19 protein-coding genes and 1 tRNA gene are annotated in these 18,253 nt (G+C 47.4%); 2 read left to right on the top strand and 18 right to left on the bottom strand.

The features are described from left to right. The first annotated feature begins 139 nt into the window (after positions 1-139). The gene (locus tag D7Y06_RS11745) at positions 140-670 is read left to right on the top strand and encodes a GNAT family N-acetyltransferase (RefSeq protein WP_120407990.1); all 531 of its coding nucleotides are present in this window, start codon (positions 140-142) and stop codon (positions 668-670) included. On the opposite strand, the gene D7Y06_RS11740 is transcribed toward D7Y06_RS11745, so the two are convergent. The 7 genes from D7Y06_RS11740 to D7Y06_RS11710 all read right to left on the bottom strand — a co-directional run bounded on the left by D7Y06_RS11740 (position 665) and on the right by D7Y06_RS11710 (position 9,921). Beyond that, a complete protein-coding gene (locus D7Y06_RS11740) occupies positions 665-2,074 on the bottom strand; it encodes an APC family permease (protein ID WP_120407989.1) in 1,410 nt (469 codons plus the stop codon). The genes D7Y06_RS11745 and D7Y06_RS11740 overlap by 6 nt on opposite strands. A 20-nt stretch (positions 2,075-2,094) precedes the next feature. Beyond that, a complete protein-coding gene (locus tag D7Y06_RS11735; RefSeq protein ID WP_120407988.1) occupies positions 2,095-2,502 on the bottom strand; it encodes a P-II family nitrogen regulator in 408 nt (135 codons plus the stop codon). A 72-nt stretch (positions 2,503-2,574) separates the two neighbouring features. Beyond that, complete coding sequence (locus tag D7Y06_RS11730) at positions 2,575-3,921, bottom strand: allophanate hydrolase (RefSeq protein ID WP_120407987.1); 1,347 nt, start codon at positions 3,919-3,921, stop codon at positions 2,575-2,577. A 36-nt stretch (positions 3,922-3,957) separates the two neighbouring features. After that, entirely contained in the window at positions 3,958-7,536 is a 3,579-nt protein-coding gene (uca, locus tag D7Y06_RS11725; protein WP_120407986.1) for an urea carboxylase, read from the bottom strand. Between the two features lie 35 nt (positions 7,537-7,571). Further along, positions 7,572-8,219 (bottom strand): urea amidolyase associated protein UAAP2, encoded by a 648-nt coding sequence (locus tag D7Y06_RS11720; protein ID WP_120407985.1) that lies wholly within the window; start codon positions 8,217-8,219, stop codon positions 7,572-7,574. A gap of 18 nt (positions 8,220-8,237) precedes the next feature. Beyond that, positions 8,238-8,957, bottom strand: coding sequence for an urea amidolyase associated protein UAAP1 (locus D7Y06_RS11715; RefSeq protein ID WP_120407984.1), 720 nt, complete (start codon positions 8,955-8,957; stop codon positions 8,238-8,240). A gap of 202 nt (positions 8,958-9,159) precedes the next feature. Continuing rightward, entirely contained in the window at positions 9,160-9,921 is a 762-nt protein-coding gene (locus tag D7Y06_RS11710; protein WP_120407983.1) for a helix-turn-helix transcriptional regulator, read from the bottom strand. Positions 9,922-9,996: 75 nt separating this feature from the next. Between D7Y06_RS11710 and D7Y06_RS11705 the strand changes: the two genes are divergently transcribed. Continuing rightward, positions 9,997-10,069: transfer RNA gene (locus tag D7Y06_RS11705), tRNA-Phe, on the top strand. A 215-nt stretch (positions 10,070-10,284) separates the two neighbouring features. On the opposite strand, the gene D7Y06_RS11700 is transcribed toward D7Y06_RS11705, so the two are convergent. The 11 genes from D7Y06_RS11700 to aguB all read right to left on the bottom strand — a co-directional run bounded on the left by D7Y06_RS11700 (position 10,285) and on the right by aguB (position 18,211). Beyond that, positions 10,285-10,494: a DUF3791 domain-containing protein gene (locus D7Y06_RS11700; protein ID WP_120407982.1), complete on the bottom strand. Its 210-nt coding sequence runs from the start codon at positions 10,492-10,494 to the stop codon at positions 10,285-10,287. Between the two features lies 1 nt (position 10,495). Next, entirely contained in the window at positions 10,496-10,741 is a 246-nt protein-coding gene (locus tag D7Y06_RS11695; protein ID WP_120407981.1) for a hypothetical protein, read from the bottom strand. Continuing rightward, complete coding sequence (locus tag D7Y06_RS11690; RefSeq protein WP_120407980.1) at positions 10,738-11,217, bottom strand: DUF3990 domain-containing protein; 480 nt, start codon at positions 11,215-11,217, stop codon at positions 10,738-10,740. The genes D7Y06_RS11695 and D7Y06_RS11690 overlap by 4 nt, the downstream gene beginning before the upstream one ends. 50 nt (positions 11,218-11,267) lie before the next feature. Further along, positions 11,268-11,645, bottom strand: coding sequence for an HsdM family class I SAM-dependent methyltransferase (locus tag D7Y06_RS11685; protein WP_330566435.1), 378 nt, complete (start codon positions 11,643-11,645; stop codon positions 11,268-11,270). After that, a complete protein-coding gene (locus tag D7Y06_RS27935; protein ID WP_330566434.1) occupies positions 11,620-11,751 on the bottom strand; it encodes a hypothetical protein in 132 nt (43 codons plus the stop codon). The genes D7Y06_RS11685 and D7Y06_RS27935 overlap by 26 nt, the downstream gene beginning before the upstream one ends. A gap of 237 nt (positions 11,752-11,988) precedes the next feature. Beyond that, complete coding sequence (locus tag D7Y06_RS11680; protein WP_120407979.1) at positions 11,989-13,377, bottom strand: MATE family efflux transporter; 1,389 nt, start codon at positions 13,375-13,377, stop codon at positions 11,989-11,991. A 13-nt stretch (positions 13,378-13,390) separates the two neighbouring features. Next, positions 13,391-13,894, bottom strand: coding sequence for an NUDIX hydrolase (locus D7Y06_RS11675; protein WP_120407978.1), 504 nt, complete (start codon positions 13,892-13,894; stop codon positions 13,391-13,393). Between the two features lie 68 nt (positions 13,895-13,962). Beyond that, a complete protein-coding gene (locus tag D7Y06_RS11670; RefSeq protein ID WP_120407977.1) occupies positions 13,963-15,081 on the bottom strand; it encodes a DUF362 domain-containing protein in 1,119 nt (372 codons plus the stop codon). Between the two features lie 15 nt (positions 15,082-15,096). Then, the gene (locus D7Y06_RS11665; RefSeq protein WP_120407976.1) at positions 15,097-15,855 is read right to left on the bottom strand and encodes a zinc ribbon domain-containing protein; all 759 of its coding nucleotides are present in this window, start codon (positions 15,853-15,855) and stop codon (positions 15,097-15,099) included. A 12-nt stretch (positions 15,856-15,867) separates the two neighbouring features. Then, entirely contained in the window at positions 15,868-17,250 is a 1,383-nt protein-coding gene (locus D7Y06_RS11660; protein ID WP_120407975.1) for an SPFH domain-containing protein, read from the bottom strand. Between the two features lie 79 nt (positions 17,251-17,329). Next, positions 17,330-18,211 carry an N-carbamoylputrescine amidase gene (gene aguB / locus D7Y06_RS11655; RefSeq protein ID WP_120407974.1) on the bottom strand — a complete coding sequence of 294 codons (882 nt, stop codon included), beginning with the start codon at positions 18,209-18,211 and terminating at the stop codon, positions 17,330-17,332. Positions 18,212-18,253: the final 42 nt, after the last annotated feature.

Genomic DNA, 18,253 nt, shown 5'->3' with positions numbered 1-18,253 from the left:
TTGTATTATAACCTCATTGCCGCCATGACACAACCCAAAGTTTGCCGCTCCCTAAAACAGCATTTACTTTTCTGCAAAAAGAGATAAAATAGAACAAAGAGAAAAAGCAAAATAGAAGGACGATAGGAGGTTTTCCAATATGATACAGTACAGAGAACTCCACAGCGAAGAGATTAACCGGGAACTTTTCCGCAATTTTATCCGCCGTCAGAACGTGACAAAATGCTGGCGGAAGGAAAAGGGTACATGGACGATAAAAAACGCCCCTTTTGTGGACGACTGGTCAGAAAATGACTATAAAATATTAGTAGACTGCCTTAAGAACACCCTCTTAACGGAAGGATTTGTATACGCCGCTTTTTGGAATGAAAATCTGAAGGGTTTTGTCTCCGTGGAATCGGAATTTTTCGGGGGAGAGGAAAAATATCTTGATTTGACAAGTATCCACGTATCGGAAGATGTGCGGGGAAAGGGCATTGGACGCCGCCTGTTTTCTGCCGCAAAAAAATGGGCAGAGGAAAAGGGAGCGAAAAAGCTCTACATTTCTGCCCATTCTGCTGTGGAGAGCCAAAGCTTTTACAAAGCTATGGGATGCCGTGAGGCAAAGGTGTACCACCGGCAGCATGTGGAGGCGGAACCATATGACTGCCAGCTGGAATGCCCCCTATAATTTTTTCCCCTCCCTTGCCAAAGCCCTCTTTATGCTGTGGTAGGCCGGGCTTTCCATGGTCATTACCTGGTGGATGCCCACCCCTTTAAACAGGGAGATTTTCAGCCTGTATTTTACCCAGAAAAAAGAGTAAACGCAAAGCCCTGCAAAGAGTACAAAGCACAGCTTATAAATATTCATTCTCTGGATGCTGTCTGTGGAAATGTGAAGCATCATATAAACCTGCAGGAGAATGCCCACTGCCTGAAACACAGGGTAAAAAGGGGTTTTATAGGAGCGGGGCACATTTTTCATCTTTTTCCGCAGTATGATGACGTTTACGTGGGAGGTAATATAGGACATCATCCAAAACAGCGAACAGGTAAGGGTTAAAAAGGAGACCTGCTCCCCGGTGGATATGCCGGAAGCCTCTATCACGCAGGTGAGAAACCCAAGTATCAGTATGACAAAATAGGGCGCCCCATGGGCGTTCTTTTTCTGGAAAAATCCGGGGAGAAGGTTCATCTTCGCCATGCCGCAGCAGATTTCCGAAACGGAACAGATAATGGAATTCTGGGTGCTCACCGCCGCAAAAATTGCCACCACAATCATCCAGTACCTTCCCCATTTCCCCAGCATGGCCACGGCGTACAGCACATGGGGGGAAGCCGCCTCCCCAAGGGCCGCCCAGGGAGTATAATTTTTAAAGCCGAATACCATCACAATCTGTATCAGCCCCATAATCCCAAGGGAGAGAATCATGCTTAAAGGCACGTTCTTTTTCGGATTTTTCATATCCTTTGCCAGGGGCACAATAAATTCCGCACCGATAAAAAACCAGAAGGCGGTGGCGGTGAGGGGGAGAATATCTTTTAAATCCGAAGAAATCACCGCCGCCTGGCGCACCGTCTCGCCGGAGCCAGCCCCAAAGGCCCCCACAAGGCTTAAAATCACCAGGGAGATCACCATAAAAGTTGCCACAACCTCCTGGACAACCGTTGACATATTGACCCCCATGAGATTTACCACCACAAGGATTACCGTAATCCCTACGCTGAACACCTCCGGGGGAATGGAATCTCCCGCAAGTTCCGCCATAATATTGGCAAACATGGCCCCCTCCGCCGGGGCCGCAAACACGTTGCTGATAAGATACCCTCCCACCATGGTGATAATGGTAATCAAAGGCCCAAGCCCCGCCAGGGTGTACTGGGCGATGCCCCCGGTAAGGTTTGGCATGATGGCGTTTAACTCGGCGATAGAAAGCACCGCCATCATATTTGCAATGCAGGCTATCACAATGGCAATGACAAAGGGTGTGCCAACTGCGCTTGCGCCGCTGGCAGAAGAGATAAAACAGCTTGTGGCAATGAGCATTCCCACCCCGGTGGAAATTGCGCCGAACATTCCGATTTTTTTATTCATGACAAAAACTTCCTTTCCTGTTAATCATTTGCAGATATATTTAAGGCATCCACACCCTCCTCCCCGGTCCTCACCCGGATAATGTTGCGTATATCGGAGACAAAAATTTTCCCGTCCCCGATGTGTCCCGTATACAGTTCCACTTTCAAAAACTCTATCAGCTCATCCACCATTTTCGTCTCACAGATAATGGTCACTACGCTTTTGGGCAGAAGCTGCATGGCAAGCTGGTTTGGCAAAAGCTCATAGGCGTACTCCGCCTGCCCGTTCTGCACCCCGCAGCCGATGACATTGTTAAAAATCGTAACTCCCGTAACCCCAAGTCCGGTTAACTTCTTCACCGTCTCCTCCTTGCCAAGTTTATGGATAAAATCCGCCACCTTTCCCGTGCTGCTCATAATCTCTATTCTTGAAAATTCTGCTTCCATATGTCTCCCTCACTTTTCTTGTTTTTTATCTGCCGGCTTACGTCTGTTCCTGCATAACAGTTCCTTAAAGCCCTACGGCTCTGTCTGCAAAAATTTTGCCGCCGCCCCTCTTACCAGGTTATCCTCCCCCGCCAGGCCAAATATAGTAATCCCAAAGGGTAAATCCTTATCCCTTGAATTTTCCGGGACAGCGGCAGCACAGAGATTTAACAGATTGCAGTGGTTTGTGTAAAGCCCCATCCTGCTGTTTGTCCCCACCGGGTCTTCTCTCACCTGTTCCCTTGTGAACGTCCCTCCGGCGGTGGGCATTACCATCACCCCGTTTTTCAGAAGTTCTGCCGTTTTATGCCGGTAATACTTAAGCTTATGCAAATCTTCAAAAAGCCTTGCCGCAGTCTTTTCCTCCGATGCCCCGGATTTTAATATCTGCTCTGTCACTGGGAAGGTTTTCCCCGGATTTTTTTCTACAAAATCTTTTAAATCCGCCCACCGTTCCGCCACGTAAGCCCCTTCGTACAGCAAAAGGGCGGCGTCATAAAACAGTTTGTAATCCAGGTACTCAACGTCAATGCCAAGATGCTCGATCCGCTCCGCCGCCCCAAGCCACTTTGCCCTGTGAACCTTGCGGTTATCCCCGAAAAATTCCGGCTCTTTTTCCGGAAGGAATATTTTTTCCGGGAGCTTTTCTTCCTTTTTTTCATATTCCACAGACCAGATGCAGTCCCTGTCGTATCCCCTGGCAGATTCGTCTACGAAAAGGGCGTCATCCAGGCTGTTGGCAAAGACGGTGACACAGTCAAGGCTTGCACAGGCGGGAACCACCCCGGAGGTTGACCAGGCCCCTAAGGGGGGCTTATATCCCACCAGGGTATTTAACATGGCGGGAACTCTTCCTGAGCCTGCCGTATCGGTCCCCAGGGAAAAAGCCGCCATCCCAAGGGCCACCGCCACGGCGGAACCGGAACTGGAACCGCCGCTGATATATGCCGGGTCATGGGCATTGTGCACTTCCCCGTAGGGGCTTCTGGTTCCCACAAGCCCCGTTGCAAACTGGTCCAGATTGGTTTTCCCCACAGGCAGCGCCCCCGCCTGAATCAGCCGCTCCACCACAAATGCGCTTTTTTCCGGGGTATAGGAAAAACCGGGACAGGCCGCAGTGGTGGGCACATACTCCAAATCAATATTATCTTTTATGGCAAAGGGGATTCCCCACAGAGGATATCCTTCTTTCCGGGCCGGAAGCCTTTTTATGTATTTTTCCGTCAGTTCCCGGGAAGGGGGCGTAATCCATATATTTTTATCCCTTGTCTCCCCGGCCCTGCGAATAATCTCCTCCACAAGCTCCTCCGGGGTAAGGCTGCCCTTTTCATAGGCGGTTTTCACCCATTCCATTGTCAGTTTCTCAGGGAAATTTCTCATAGTAACCAACTGCCTTTCTTTTCCGTTTTTCCTGTATCACACACTTATCGCAGCAAGCATCTGCCCGGCGTTTATCTGCTGCCCCGCTTTCACATAGACTTTTTTTACGGTGCCTGCAACTTCCGCCTCCACGGGAAATTCCATTTTCATGCTCTCCAAAACCGCAATTTCCTGGCCTTTTTCCACAACGTCGTTTTCTTTCACCAGGATTTTCCACACGCTGCCCGGAAGGGAGGCCGACACGGCTTCACACTCTTTCGGCAAAACCTCTTCCTCTAAAACTTCCTCTTCTGTCTCCGACACAAAATGGTCTAAGCCCTGCAAAACCCACCGCTGTCTCTCCGCCTCAAAAGCCGTTTCCTGGCGGGCTTTAAACTCTGCGGCGGATTCTTTGATACTTTCCAGGTAACGCTTATATTCTCCCAGGTGAAAGGTAGTCTCTTCTATCTCCACCGGAAATTTTCCCCTCAAAAAATCATCTCTGTAGGCAAGGATTTCTTCGCTGCTGCAGGGATAAAATTTCAGCCTGTCAAAAAAGTTTAAAAGCCAGGGTTTCCCTTTCTTAAAAACCTCCGTTTCCATCAGGGAATTCCACATCTGGATGGTTCTTCCCACAAACTGATACCCTCCGGGGCCCTCCATGCCGTAAACGCACAGGTAAGCGCCGCCGATGCCCACGGCATTTTCCGGAGTCCAGGGCCTTGCGGGATTATATTTGGTAGTCACCATCCTGTGCCGTGGGTCAACCGGGGTGGCCACAGGGGCTCCAAGGTAAACGTCCCCCAGTCCAAGGACAAGGTACTCTGCGTCAAATACAATCTTTTTCACATCCTCTATACTGTCAAGTCCGTTAATCCGCCGGATAAATTCCGGGTTTGAGGGACACCAGGGCGCATCGGGCCTTACGGTTTTCTGATAACGCTCCGCCGCAAGCCTGGTCTGGGGGTCGTCCCAGGAGAGGGGCAGTTTTATGATTCTGGAGGGAACGGTAATGTCGTCCAACTCCTTTAAGCCCTCATTGATTTCCTCCACCTTTTTGCACATCTCCCCGGCGGAAATCTGATTTACATCAAAGTGCACCTGCAGGGAACGGATGCCCGGGGTCATATCGATAATGGGCAGATTCTTTTTCTCTATTTCCTTCATAAGAATATGCACCCGGAAGCGAAGCTCAATATTTAACTCCATTTCCCCGTACTCGATTAAGATATTTTCCTCCCCCTGGAGACGGATTTTATAGGCTGTGCCGTCATGGGTTCCCTCTGCCAGAACCCCGTAGGAGGGATCTAACTCCTGGTTTTTAAAAAGAGGGGTTTTTGTGTAATCCATATGGATATTTTTTTCCTGGCTCTTTCTGATTTTTTCCGCCTGCTCCAAGGTCAGGAGTTTAAAATGCACTTTGTCCCCGGGATGGAGCTGCCCTAATTTCCACAGTTCTCCCTTTGCCGTGGTGACGGGGCATACAAAGCCGCCAAGGGAAGGCCCGTCAGGCCCCAGCAGAATAGACTGGTCTCCCGTCAAATCCAGGGTGCCGATAGCGTATGCATTATCGTGGATGTTGGAGGGGTGAAGCCCCGCCTCCCCGCCGTCCTCCCTGACCCACTGGGGCATGGGGCCATTTAGGCGGATGCCTGTCCTGGCGCTGTTAAAGTTCACGGTGTATTCTGCACTTACAAGGGTTTTTAAATATTCCGGCTTTAAGTATTCCCCTGTGGGCTGGGGTCCGGGAATCACCCCGATTTCCCAGGTGTTGTCTATCCGGGGAATATACTCTTTCTCGAAGGATTTCTCTTCTCTTGCCGTACAGTTTTCCCCCAGGTGAAGCACGTCCCCCGGCCGAAGGGCCCGGCCGTTGTGGCCGCCGAATTTCCCGTCGCAGAAGGTGGCGCATGAGCCCATAACCTTTGGCACCTGGATGCCCCCTGCAAGGAGAAGGTAGGTGCGCATACCCTTTTCGCAGGTCTTAAATCTAAGCTCCTGCAAAGGCTTTGCCTCTGTTACGGTATACATGGGGATTTCCTCCCCGTCCAGGGTGGCCTGCATATCCGCCCCTGTGATGCAGAAAGACACGCTGCAGCGGAACCGGTACGCCCCGCCCCGGAGGGTAAGCTCTAAGCCCGCAGCGTCCTTTGGGTTTCCAAGGAGCATATTTCCTATCTTAAAATTGTAGTCATCCATGGCGCCGCAGGGGGGAACTCCCACCGTCCAGTATCCAATCATGCCCTCTGCATCCTGAACCGTTGACTGCACGCCCCCGTCCAATACCTCCAATGCCTTTTCCTCTGGGAAAAAGCCGGAAAGCATTTTTGTATAGAGCCTTCCCTCTCTGTAATTTTCCGTGGAAATCAGGTTTTTTAAGTAACAGAGGTTGGTGGTTACCCCATATATCTTTGTTTCCTCCAAAACCTCCAGCATTTTTCCTACGGCCTGCTCCCTTGTCTCCCCGTGTACAATCAGTTTTGCCAGCATGGGGTCATACAGGGGGCTGATTTCAATATGTTTCCTGATCCAGGTCTCCACCCTGGCTTTTTCGCTGAAAGTTACCCCGTCAACCCTGCCATTTCCCGGCCTGAAATGATTGATACAGTCCTCCGCATACACTCTGACCTCAATGGCATGGCCTTTGGGCTCTCCATGAAAGTCTCCGATTCCCTTAAGCTCCCCCGCTGCCTCTTTTATCATCCACTCCACAAGGTCAACGCCGTATACTTCTTCCGTGATTCCGTGTTCCACCTGAAGCCTAGTGTTCACTTCCAGGAAATAAAATTTCTCCTCCCCTTCATCGTATAAAAATTCCACTGTCCCAGCGCTTTTATAGCCGCTTGTCTCCGCCAGTTTTTTTGCGGCGCAGTACATTTCCCGGCGCACACTCTCTGGGAGGTTTGGGGCAGGGCACTCTTCCACCACTTTCTGGTTCCGCCTCTGGACAGAGCAGTCCCGCTCCCCCAAAACGGCTGTCTCGCCGTACCCGTTTCCAAATATCTGCACCTCCACATGCCTTGCCTTCCGTATGTATTTCTCCAAAAACACCCCGGCGTCATTAAAATTGGCCTCCGCCAAGTGGCACACATTGTCGTAAGATGCGGCAAGCTCTTTTTCATTTTCACAGATTCGGATTCCGATTCCGCCGCCTCCCGCCGTGCTTTTTATCATAAGGGGATACCCGATATGTTCCGCTTCCCCTACCGCTTCCTCAAGGCTTCCTAAAAGTCCGGTTCCGGGTAGCAGGGGCACTCCCGCTTTTTCCGCCAGCTCCCTGGCTGAATGTTTCAGCCCGAAAAGCTGAATCAGGGAAGAGTCCGGCCCGATAAATTTAATGTGGTTCTCCTCACATTTGGCGGCAAAAAGTGTATTTTCGCTTAAAAAGCCGTATCCGGGATGAACCGCCTCCGCTCCCGTGTCAAGGGCCGCCTGTATGATTTTATCCACGTCAAGGTAGGTCTCCTTCACCGTTCCCTCCCCAAGGTAAACCGCCTCATCGGCCTTTTCCACATGCAGGCTGTCCCTGTCCGCTTTTGCGTAGACAGCCACGCTTTTTACTCCCATTTTTTCCAGTGTCCGCTCTATCCTTACCGCAATGGCGCCGCGGTTTGCAATCAAAACTTTCTGAAACATATCATCACCCTGTCCTTTCTGTTTTCTGCCGTCTGCTAATCCCAGATAAGAAGCCTTACCGGGGTGGGGTTGTAGGCGTTGCAGGGATTATTTAGCTGGGGGCAGTTGCTGATTAAAACCATCACGTCCGTAAGGGCCTTCATCTCCACGTATTTTCCTGGGGCGGAAACCCCGTCGTCAAACTTATAGCCCCCCTCCGGGGTGATGGGCACATTCATAAAAAAATTGATGTTTGGAGCTAAATCCCGCTTCTTTATGTCAAGGCCGCAGTCTGCAAGCTGCAGCATGAAGCTGTCCCGGCAGTTGTGCATATATCTTTTTTCCCTGGCATAGCGCACCGTATTGCTCTGGGAGGAACATGCACCCCCTAAGGTGTCATGCCTGCCCGTCTTATCTGCGGTAATTTCCAGGAAAGGTTTTCCCGATTCCCCCCGAAGGATGCTTCCGGTGGTGAGGTAAATATTTTTCTGGGCTACAACGGTCTGCACTGCTCCGTAATGGTCCTGTGGGTTGTTTAAATCGTAAAATGTGGTGTCCACCGCCTGATTGCCTTTTAAATCCAAAATCCGAAAACTCTGGCCTTCTTTTAATTCGTGCATCCAGCCAAGGCCAGCCTCTAACACTTCGTCATATACCGCGTCCTCTATTTTCAGTTCACTGTCTTTTTCCACAAATCCATACATATCTATGTCCTCCTCATCCTATTCTCCCATGAGATTTAAATAATCCCATGTGTTTTCAAACGCCCTGTAATTTTCCTCCCGGTAGTTTACACACTCGTCCGTCAAATCTGTCCTGGGGGCATTGTAAACTTCCAGGGTAACCGGTACGGATGGATATTTTTCTGAGGGGTCTAAAGGATTCGGCGTGTTGGATATCACGATCATGCAGTCCATCTCCGTCCTCAGGGTCACGGTTGCCCCCTTTTTACAGTGGTCTGTCACATAGTGCATACTTCCGTCTTCCTCCACGTACACCTTTGCAAAAAGGTTGACGCAGGGAACCAGATCCCTTTTGCCCATATTGTTCCGCACCAGCTCCACTTTAAAATTTTCCTCCCCGCAGCGGTAATAATCATTTCCCTGGGCCTGATAGGAAGTTTTCCCGTATTTCTCATCTGTCATCTTCCTGGTTGTATGCCCTGTAATGGAATCGTGCCAGCCAAGGCTGTCCTCCACAATGCTTGCAAGCACCCTGCCGTTATCGCTCATCAATACATTTCCCTTTGTGAGATGGGCGGTATACTGGGCCTTTAAGGTATCCGGCATATTGTACCTCTCAGATGTGTCTTTTGCGTTGTATAAAAGCACAGACACATTTGCATTGTCCCCCAGGGCCTTGAAATGAATGTATTTATTCTTTCCTATCACGGAAGACCATTTCTCCCCCGGCCTGAATTCCTTTGTAAATATTTTCTGCATAAAAACCACCTTGCCTTTCTTTTTTCAATAGAAAAAGAGGCCTTTACCTCACATTCCTGTGTGGTAAAAGCCCCTTTGCTTTTAACAAGGCTTATTATATACGGAAAAACTTTTTCCTGTAATTGTCCAAAAGGATACTTTTTCCGCCATTTTATACTACTTTGGTTCTATATCTGATACAACTTAGTATTCGTTGTACTGGCTACGCCGAAAGCAGGGCTAAAAGCTGCACCCTGCCGGAAACTTCCGTTTTCTGAAAGATATGGTACATATGTTTTTTTACCGTTGACAGGGAAATTACCAGCTCGCTGGCTATCTCCTGGTTGGAATACCCCTTATTTAACAGAGAAAGCACCTCCTCTTCCCGCTCCGTAAGCCGGTATGTCTCACAAAACCTGCGGATGTTTTTCTCCCCCGCATCTTCGTTCTCCCTTTCTCTTTTTGGCGCAATGCTGCACACCATGTTTTCCAAATGCTTTTTTAAAAGATTCAGGATATACAGTTCCCTGTCGGTAAAATCCCCCATATTTTTGTCCCGGAAAAGATTAAACAGTGCAGTAATTTTTGTATCCCGCACCATCATGACGCCGCAGCCGTAGATTACCTCCTGAGGTTTTAAATAGTCTCTGTAAAAACAGGTCTCCCGCCGCATCTCTTCGTCTAAAATATCCGTGTCCCGGTAAACGGAGGTTTCCGGGGTAATCTCATACAAGTACCCCAAATAGTCTTTTTCGTAGTAGGTTTTTATATAATTTTCCCTGGCCAAATCGTCAAAACCGGTGAAGTAGGATTTCTCCCGGTCAATTTTTTCTTCCCCGTCCAAAACCAGAAACCATCCCTTTGTGTAGGGTATCATCATCCGTATAATTTTCATGATTTTGGCGGCAAGGACGTCAATGTGCCGCACTGTGTACAGTTCCAGCAAAATGTTGTTTACCGTAATCCATTCTGATTCCTTCAGCATATTTTTTCCTCTTCATGTGATTATTTTCTTGACAAGCCCGGTGTGTTTATGTAATAATATTTTTGTTGTACAAATGCCCAGTTAGCTCAGTTGGTAGAGCAGAGGACTGAAAATCCTCGTGTCTCTGGTTCGATTCCGGAACTGGGCATTTTTTATTTCAGCAAGGAATAGGGAAATATATTTTCTTACATCAGTTCCTCTTTCAATTCATAAACGATTCATACCGGATTGCCTTTTCGTCTCCTTCCGGTTACTGTTCTCACCCATCTTATATCCTATTTTCTGCTGGAAGTTAAATAGAATCCTGCTCTAAAATCTAATGCACAAAGATTTTCACGAATTTCTGGTTTTTCAAACACAATATTACCATGCGTGTTTTCCAGTAGCAATTAAACTATTAATATCTTCAAATGCGTTTTCAATTCGTTCCGTATGATATTCCCAGTAGCTGTCATAGATTTTTTGTGTAATATTATGGCTGTCCCATTCCATTAATACTTCCCCAGTAGTCTTTTTTTTGTATTCAGCATAATACTCCAACAAGTATGAAAAAAACTCCATTTCTTTATTCAACCTATTCCCCCCTAATATATATAGAATTTCTTGGATCACCGGTAATTTTTTCACATTCCCAAATTTCAAATAAAGCCCCTGCACCAAAATCTGTCATTCCAAGCTCTGCATTTTCCAACATTCTATGTGTTTTAGAACATACAAATGCCCGGAGCGCATCCATAGGAGTTATTCCATATTTTTCTGAAATCATTTTTAAAACTTCCGTATTATAATAATCAATTATTTCCGGTTCAAGTCGTTTCATAAATATTTTACCTCTACTAATCCTAAAATCAAAATAGCGTTTTCCGTCTTAAATGCATATTGGTCTTTTAAATTTTGAGGCAACAATAATTGAATGGCTATATCTTCTGTAAATCTACCTTTTAGAAAATCGTTTACGGTACGAATTGCTTGATCGTTGGCCACCGGTCCAATAACAACATCATACTTGTCATTTGCTGATTTATCCATTCTATATACAGAAATATATCTAAGCCATTCTTTATCGGGTCTTTCAAATTTCAAAACAGATAATTTTTTTAACTCCTCATCTTCAACATTATAAACAGAAATTGCAGGACGGCCTTCTCCACGCCTGCCCGTAGTTCTAACAGCCCATTTCTTTGCCTGCCCATAATCACTTGTAAGGTAAAATCCCGCCCCAAAGTCCAATAACTTCCTGGACCTAATGATTTGAGGATGCTTTACCTCAATATTACTTCCATGGTATAATATCATATTTTTCATATCCTTTTTATGTAAATATATTTTAGCGCATATGTCAAATTTTATAACTTTTCCAACTTATGTTGGTGCAGGGTATCACTATTACGGAGTTTTGGGTTTTCCGATACAATCCCGTGCAAAAACATATTCAACCTTGCAAGATTATATGTGGGAGTCATAAGCTCCTGTCCATAGTATTGAATATAATTCGGTTCAGCCGCATAATTTTTTGCATTTAAAAATAGTGATCCGGAACTCATACAGGGATCATATACCGACAGCCCCCGCTTGCCCTCCCGCTCTGCAATCACTATTTTGGTTAAAATCTTTGACACCGCCTGGGGCGTATAAAACTCCCCGGCTTTCTTGCCTGTCTCAGACGAAAACTGGCCTATTAGGTATTCATAAGACAGGTCAATATCTGTAAATTCTTGCCGCATCTGCAAAATACTTATATGTCCGCTCCGGTTCTATCACATAATGGCATGTTTTCCTTATTTCCTCTTTCAATTCTTTTGCGCTTTCATCCTCCAAATACCCATTCATACACCTATCGTGCTAAGTATAGCATACGCCTATCAAAACCACAATCAAATTGTTTTTCCTCCCCACACCCAAAAACTATTTGAACAAACCCCAAGCTCCCCACATACCGCATCATCGGTAAATTTCCGTATGAGAGCCTACGCATAAAAGACGGCACAGCCGAAATGTTCCTGCATCTGGCTGTGCCTAAATCTAAGTAGTTCCTCAAAGGGGTTTCCCATTTTTATATTACAGCAATCATTTTCCCATACTTTCCCGAAACACCCCTCTGCCATAAATCTCACGTCCAATCATCACTCCGGAAACCACTGCCGCCGTAATATCCGCCGCAGGCCCTGCATACAAAATCCCGTCGATTCCCATAATCAGAGGCAATATTACAATAAGGGGCAGCAAAAACAATATCTGCCTGGTAAGGGACAAAAACATACCCTTTTTGGGCTTTCCAATGGCGGTAAAGAAATTGGAACTGATGGGCTGCATGAAATTTACAAAGGTAAAAAACAAAAATATGCGGAAATAACTTACTGCAAAGGAAACATACTCCCCGGATCCATCCCCAAACAGCCCGATAATGGCATGGGGAAATACCTGAAATATCAAAAAGGCTGTAAGGGACACGGCAAAGCCGCAGAATATGGACATGAGATACACCTTCTTCACCCTGTGATATTTCTTTGCCCCATAATTAAAACTGGCAATGGGCTGCATTCCCTGGGACATGCCGATGACAAAAGAAAAATAAACCTGATTTACCTTTGCTATAATCCCGGCACAGGCCAGTGGAATTTCCTGTCCAAACCGGGAAAGGGCGCCATAGTAAGTTAGGGATTTATTCATCACAAGCTGCACCACCATCATGGCAAGCTGATTGCTGCAGGGCGCCGCCCCCAGAGACATCACTGTGGCAATATACTTTTTTTCAATATGAAAGTGTTCCCTCACAAGGGTAACGCTTTTGCAGTTAGAGAGATAACCCATTGCCATAACACCGGAAATGTACTGGCCGATAATGGTGGCAGCTGCAGCCCCCTCCATGCCCCAGTGAAAACCAAAGACAAAGAGGGCGTCTAAAATTGTATTGATAACCGCCCCGGTAAGATTTAAAATCATGGTAAAATTAGGGCTTCCGTCCGCCCGGATTAAATGGCCGCCCCCGGTGGCAAGAATCATCATGGGAAATCCCAAGGAAGTTATCCTCACATAGGATTTTGCATACTCCATCACGCTGTCCGGAGTGCCAAAAAACACCAGCATGGGGGAAAGGAAAAGCTGGGTAAAAATCAGGAGGATACAGCCCAGGGACACCATGCCCATTAGGGCGTTTCCCATGTAATAAACCGCATCCTCCTCCTCCCTTCCCTTTGCCAGGTTAAAAGCGGAAGCCCCGCCGATACCAAACAGCAGGGCTATGGACAGACAGCAGGTGGTTAAAGGGAAGGCAATATTGGTTGCCGCATTTCCCAGCTCCCCCACACTATTTCCAATAAAAAACTGATCCACAATATTGTAAAGTGCACTGGTGAGCATAGCAATAATGCTTGGCACTGTAAATTTTAACAATAATTTGGGAATAGACAATTCTCCTAAAGGATTGCCCGTTTCCATATTTTTCTGCTTCTCCATAAAATGCCTCTTTTTATAATTCAAATGCTTCTTTTATACTGTCATAGTGGAGAAAAATCCCCTGATTTCCCAGCTCCTTAATCTCCTGGGCTGTGGCAAACATATACCCGTCTGTCTCCGCCTCCTGGAGCTTCAAATCCTTCTCGCTAAAATCTCCCACAAAACGGTAAATATCCACAAAGTAATTATCCCCCTCACCGGGATTTTCCCGTTTATAACTGAAAAGGTATCCCCCCTCAAAACCGGACGCATCAAGACCTGTCTCCTCTTTTATCTCACGAAGCACAGCCTCCTCTGACTCTTCCCCTGCCATGGCGGCTCCGCCGGAAACTTCCCACCACCCCGGCGCCCAGGCTTTTGTCATTACCCGTTTTGTAATTAGAAACTTTCCGTCCTTTCTGGCAATCACCCCAAGGACGGTAAGATGATACTCGTCATCCTTCAAACACCAGTCGTTGCGTTTCATCTTTTTCCCTGTCTTTTTCTTCTCTGCATCATAGATATCCCAATATTCCATTTTTCTTATTTCCTCTTTCTGTCATTCCTTTTATTTAAGGAAACGCTGATGAAAGCGTTTCCTTAGATTTAAATCCGAATTAATTCATATTCCTTTGTGCCCAATCCGATTTTTTCAGCATGGCTGATGCAGGATTTCCACTCCGTATCCGGGTGGGTCATAAAGAAGTGGTCATGATGCTCTTCATTTCCCATCTCCTTTAAATTCTCTCCCAAAATACTGTCCTCCACCGGAGCCATCTGGTTGCACAAATCGGCACAGGCCACATCAAGAGCCACCGGGTCAAAGGATGCCAGCATACCTACATTGGGAATAATAGGTATGTCATTCTCTGCGTGGCAGTCACAGTTTGGTGAAACGTCACAGATTAAGGAAACGTGGAAACACGGCCTGTCTTTGCACACAGCCAGGGAATATTCCGCCATCTTGTAATTTAACACGGCTATGGAATCCGTAAAATCTGCCGCAATCACATCTTTGGGACATACTGCCAGACATCGTCCGCAGCCCACACATTTGTCATGGTCAATACTTGCCTTTCCATCTTTGAAAACTGGGGCGCCGTGGGCGCAGATTCTGCTGCAGGCTTTGCAGCCGATACAGCCTGACTGGTCTACGCTGGGCTTGCCGTCACAGTGCTGCTCCATCTTCCCCGCCCGGGAACCGCAGCCCATACCAATATTTTTTAAAGTTCCCCCAAACCCGGCCATCTCATGGCCCTTAAAGTGGGTTAAACTGATAAACACGTCCGCATCCATAATGGCATGGCCGATTTTTGCCTCCTTCACATATTCCCCGTGAATGGGAACAAGGGTCTCGTCCGTGCCTTTTAACCCGTCTGCGATAATCACATGGCATCCTGTCTGATAAGGAGAAAATCCGTTGATATAGGCTGTTTCCAAGTGGTCTAAGGCATTTTTCCTGCTCCCCACATACAGGGTATTACAGTCGGTTAAAAAAGGCTTTCCCCCCAGTTCTTTTACATAATCCGCCACCACCCTGGCATAATTGGGACGTAAAAAAGCCAGATTGCCGTACTCCCCAAAATGAATTTTAATGGCCGCATATTTGTCTGAAAAATCAATGGATTCAAACCCTGCCGTCTTCATCAAACGGTGGAGTTTCTGCAAAAGATTTTCATGCTCCGTTGCTTTAAAACTGGTAAAATATACTTTTGACTGTTCCATATTTACTCTCCTTATCTACATCGCCTGACTTACATTTACAAAAGACCAAGCGTGGATATTTATCTCTATCAGAGGCGTATCGCAGTATTCACATACTTTTGCACCAAGAGAAGACACAGGCGCCCCGCAATTTGGACAGTTTACCCCCAAAGCGTGATCCCTCTCGTCCTCCACCAGATTCCGATCCTGAATATACGCCATATCCACATTGTATCTGGTCTGATACTTATACTCTTTGCTTCCCTCAGAAATCTGCCCTTTTGTATCTTCTATGTAGTGAAAACATTCCAGGGCAGACTGAAAGGTTATGATGCACCTTCCCGCTGACTTTTTATACTGGGAAATTTCCGTGCGGTGAATTTTTATCCGGTCAAAAACCTCCCTTTTCCCCTGGGCTTTCGCCATAGAAATCTCATTCTCTGCCTGGTCCTTTAACTCCCTGGTCCCGTCAGTAATCCGGCTGATATTTTGCTCTGACACGGCCCGGAGGTAGGAAACCAGAATATTTTCCGCCCTCTCCCGCATCTCGTGATATTCAAAATCCGGGAAATCTTCCGTAATGCCCGGCAAAAGCAGACTTGTCATGGCAGATACGGACTTTGGAGTGGAGGCGTACTCCTTTTTCATCTGGGCGACACCCTCCGCTAAGGTATCCTTTCCCCATAATGTTCTGGAAATCTCCCTTGTCTTTCGTTTTACAAAAAGCACTAGTGCTGCCGCAGCTGAAAAAAGCAATGCGAGAAACACCAGTGCAAGAATCCATCCATACTTCATTCTTTTCTCCCATTACCTGGCAGGTGTCACATCATTTTCATCAAAGATATCCCCGCACTCCGGGCAGAATTTCGGTGGATGATAGGGATCCTCAGGCTCCCATCCGCACTTGTCGCATTTATATAACGGGGCTCCCTCCGGTTTCTTTTTCCCGCACTCCATACAGAATTTCCCCTTATTTACTGTTCCGCAGCTGCAAGTCCATCCCTCTTCCACAGGCTTTTTACTGCCGCACTCCACACAGAATTTTCCAGTGTTTACCTTCCCGCACTGGCAGGTCCAGGTATTTCCCCCGGCTTTTTCTCCTTCTTTCGCCCTCTGGCTCTCCTGTCCCGACGGGTTTCCCTGTTGAACCTGGCTATTCCCCGGCTGACTGTTCCTCTGTGCCCCCATCTGAAACAGTTCCCCTGCCTGAAAGCCTCCTGCATTATTTGCCATATTCATTCCCGCAAAAGCCATCATGGGACCTGTTGCGGTATTGGAAGCCGCCGATTTCATAGCTTCAGCCTGAGCTCCCACCAAAGTAGCCGCAGCCATATTGGGATTTCTGAGCACTGCGGTTTTCTGCAGTTCCTTAATCATAGCCTCGTCTTCCTCGGAAGCCTTTATGGTGTTTACCCCAAAGGAGACAATGCGGATTCCCCGAAGCTGCTGCCATTTTTCCGTGAGCACTTCATTTAATGCATCCGCCACCTCCATGGTATGGGCAGGCACCGCACTGTAGCGGATTCCCATAGCGGAAATCTGTGCAAAAGCCGGCTGAAGAGCCGTCATCAGCTCGGATTTTAACTGGCTGTCAATTTTGTCCCTTGTGTACTCCTCTGTCACGTTGCCGCAGACATTGGTATAAAACAAAATAGGGTCTACAATCCGGTAGGAATATTCCCCGTTGCAGCGCACGGAAATATCCACATCCAGCCCGATATTGGCATCCACTACCCGGAAAGGCACCGGGTTTGCAGTTCCATATTTATTTCCCAGTATTTCCTTTGTGTTGAAAAAGTAAACCCTCTGGTCTTTTCCCGTATCCCCGGCAAAGGTAAAACGCCTGCCGATGGCGGCGAAGGTCTTCCCGATATTATCCCCTAAATCACCAAACAAAAGACTGGGCTCCGTGGAGGTATCATAGAGAAAGTCCCCTGCCTCCGCACAGATTTCTACCACCTTGCCCTGGTCTACAATAATCATACACTGGCCTTCATTTACCGCCACTACGGAGCCATTGGTAATAAGGTTGTCATTTCCTTTATTTCCACTGCCAAATTTTCCGGAAGCGCGCTTTATCCCCTTTGTCACCAAAACATTTGCATCCATGGAATCGCAATAAAAATACTCCTTCCACTGGTCTGCTGCCACCCCCCGGATTGCTCCGGAAATTGCCTTAATAAGTCCCATACTTTTCCTCCTGCGTCTCTAACTATTTTTCTTATTTTACCTTTTTTGTGGAAAAAACACAAGGATTCTCCCTGTAAATCTACACTTCCCCTATCTTTCCATACAGTTCCGGCCTTCTGTCACGAAACAGCCCCCAGGAGAGCCGATTTTTTTCTATCTCCTTAAGGTCATAAGTATAAAGAAGAATCTCCTCCTTATCCCGTGAGGCATCCTTCACAAGCGCCCCGGTCTCATCCGTCATAAAAGAGGAACCGTAAAACGTCAAAGCGGATTCCTGCCCCCCGTTTTCCTCACAGGGGGAAACCGCTTCTGTTCCTATGCGGTTTGCCGCAATCACAGGCATAAGGTTTGCCCCTGCATGGCCCTGCATCACCCTCCGCCAGTGGGGCATACTATCACAGCCAAGCACCGGCTCCGAGCCGATGGCAGTGGGAAAAAACAATAGCTCCGCACCTTTTAGCGCCAGGCATCTCGCCGTCTCGGGAAACCACTGGTCCCAGCAGATGCCCGCCCCGATTTTCCCATACATTGTATCAAAAACCTGAAATCCTGTGTGCCCCGGGGTAAAATAAAATTTTTCCTGATAGTAATGGTCGTCGGGGATATGGGTCTTCCTGTAAATTCCAAGAACTTTCCCGTCCCCGTCAATACATGCCAGAGAATTGTAACAGGTATTCCCCTGGCGCTCAAAAAAACTCACCGGAAGCACCACAGACAGTTCCGCGGCAAGCCTTATCCCCAGCAGCACCGCCGGGTGCTCCTTAGCTGGCCTGGCATATTCATAAAATTCATACTGCCTCTGCTGACAGAAATATTCCCGCTCAAAAAGTTCCGGGAGAAGAATGATCTGGGCACCTTTCCCCGCAGCATCCCGTATCATTTGTTCCGCCTTTTTTAAATTTTGTTCTATATCTGCGCTGCACTGCATCTGGATGGCAGCTACGGACACCATTTTTTCCATATCGTTCTCCTGATTCTAATTTGTGATATATTGGAATTCTGA

The organism is Roseburia sp. 1XD42-69, from assembly GCF_003612565.1.
In the GTDB taxonomy this organism is placed as follows: Bacteria; Bacillota; Clostridia; order Lachnospirales; family Lachnospiraceae; genus Roseburia_B.
This window is presented reverse-complemented; position numbering and strand designations above follow the sequence as displayed.

Coding starts and splice junctions, on each gene's coding strand:
- D7Y06_RS11745 (WP_120407990.1), top strand. CDS start 140: ATGATACAGTACAGAGAACTCCACAGCGAAGAGATTAACCGGGAACTT.
- D7Y06_RS11740 (WP_120407989.1), bottom strand. CDS start 2,074: ATGAATAAAAAAATCGGAATGTTCGGCGCAATTTCCACCGGGGTGGGA.
- D7Y06_RS11735 (WP_120407988.1), bottom strand. CDS start 2,502: ATGGAAGCAGAATTTTCAAGAATAGAGATTATGAGCAGCACGGGAAAG.
- D7Y06_RS11730 (WP_120407987.1), bottom strand. CDS start 3,921: ATGAGAAATTTCCCTGAGAAACTGACAATGGAATGGGTGAAAACCGCC.
- uca (WP_120407986.1), bottom strand. CDS start 7,536: ATGTTTCAGAAAGTTTTGATTGCAAACCGCGGCGCCATTGCGGTAAGG.
- D7Y06_RS11720 (WP_120407985.1), bottom strand. CDS start 8,219: ATGTATGGATTTGTGGAAAAAGACAGTGAACTGAAAATAGAGGACGCG.
- D7Y06_RS11715 (WP_120407984.1), bottom strand. CDS start 8,957: ATGCAGAAAATATTTACAAAGGAATTCAGGCCGGGGGAGAAATGGTCT.
- D7Y06_RS11710 (WP_120407983.1), bottom strand. CDS start 9,921: ATGCTGAAGGAATCAGAATGGATTACGGTAAACAACATTTTGCTGGAA.
- D7Y06_RS11695 (WP_120407981.1), bottom strand. CDS start 10,741: ATGAAACGACTTGAACCGGAAATAATTGATTATTATAATACGGAAGTT.
- D7Y06_RS11690 (WP_120407980.1), bottom strand. CDS start 11,217: ATGATATTATACCATGGAAGTAATATTGAGGTAAAGCATCCTCAAATC.
- D7Y06_RS11685 (WP_330566435.1), bottom strand. CDS start 11,645: ATGCGGCAAGAATTTACAGATATTGACCTGTCTTATGAATACCTAATA.
- D7Y06_RS27935 (WP_330566434.1), bottom strand. CDS start 11,751: ATGAATGGGTATTTGGAGGATGAAAGCGCAAAAGAATTGAAAGAGGAA.
- D7Y06_RS11680 (WP_120407979.1), bottom strand. CDS start 13,377: ATGGAGAAGCAGAAAAATATGGAAACGGGCAATCCTTTAGGAGAATTG.
- D7Y06_RS11675 (WP_120407978.1), bottom strand. CDS start 13,894: ATGGAATATTGGGATATCTATGATGCAGAGAAGAAAAAGACAGGGAAA.
- D7Y06_RS11670 (WP_120407977.1), bottom strand. CDS start 15,081: ATGGAACAGTCAAAAGTATATTTTACCAGTTTTAAAGCAACGGAGCAT.
- D7Y06_RS11665 (WP_120407976.1), bottom strand. CDS start 15,855: ATGAAGTATGGATGGATTCTTGCACTGGTGTTTCTCGCATTGCTTTTT.
- D7Y06_RS11660 (WP_120407975.1), bottom strand. CDS start 17,250: ATGGGACTTATTAAGGCAATTTCCGGAGCAATCCGGGGGGTGGCAGCA.
- aguB (WP_120407974.1), bottom strand. CDS start 18,211: ATGGAAAAAATGGTGTCCGTAGCTGCCATCCAGATGCAGTGCAGCGCA.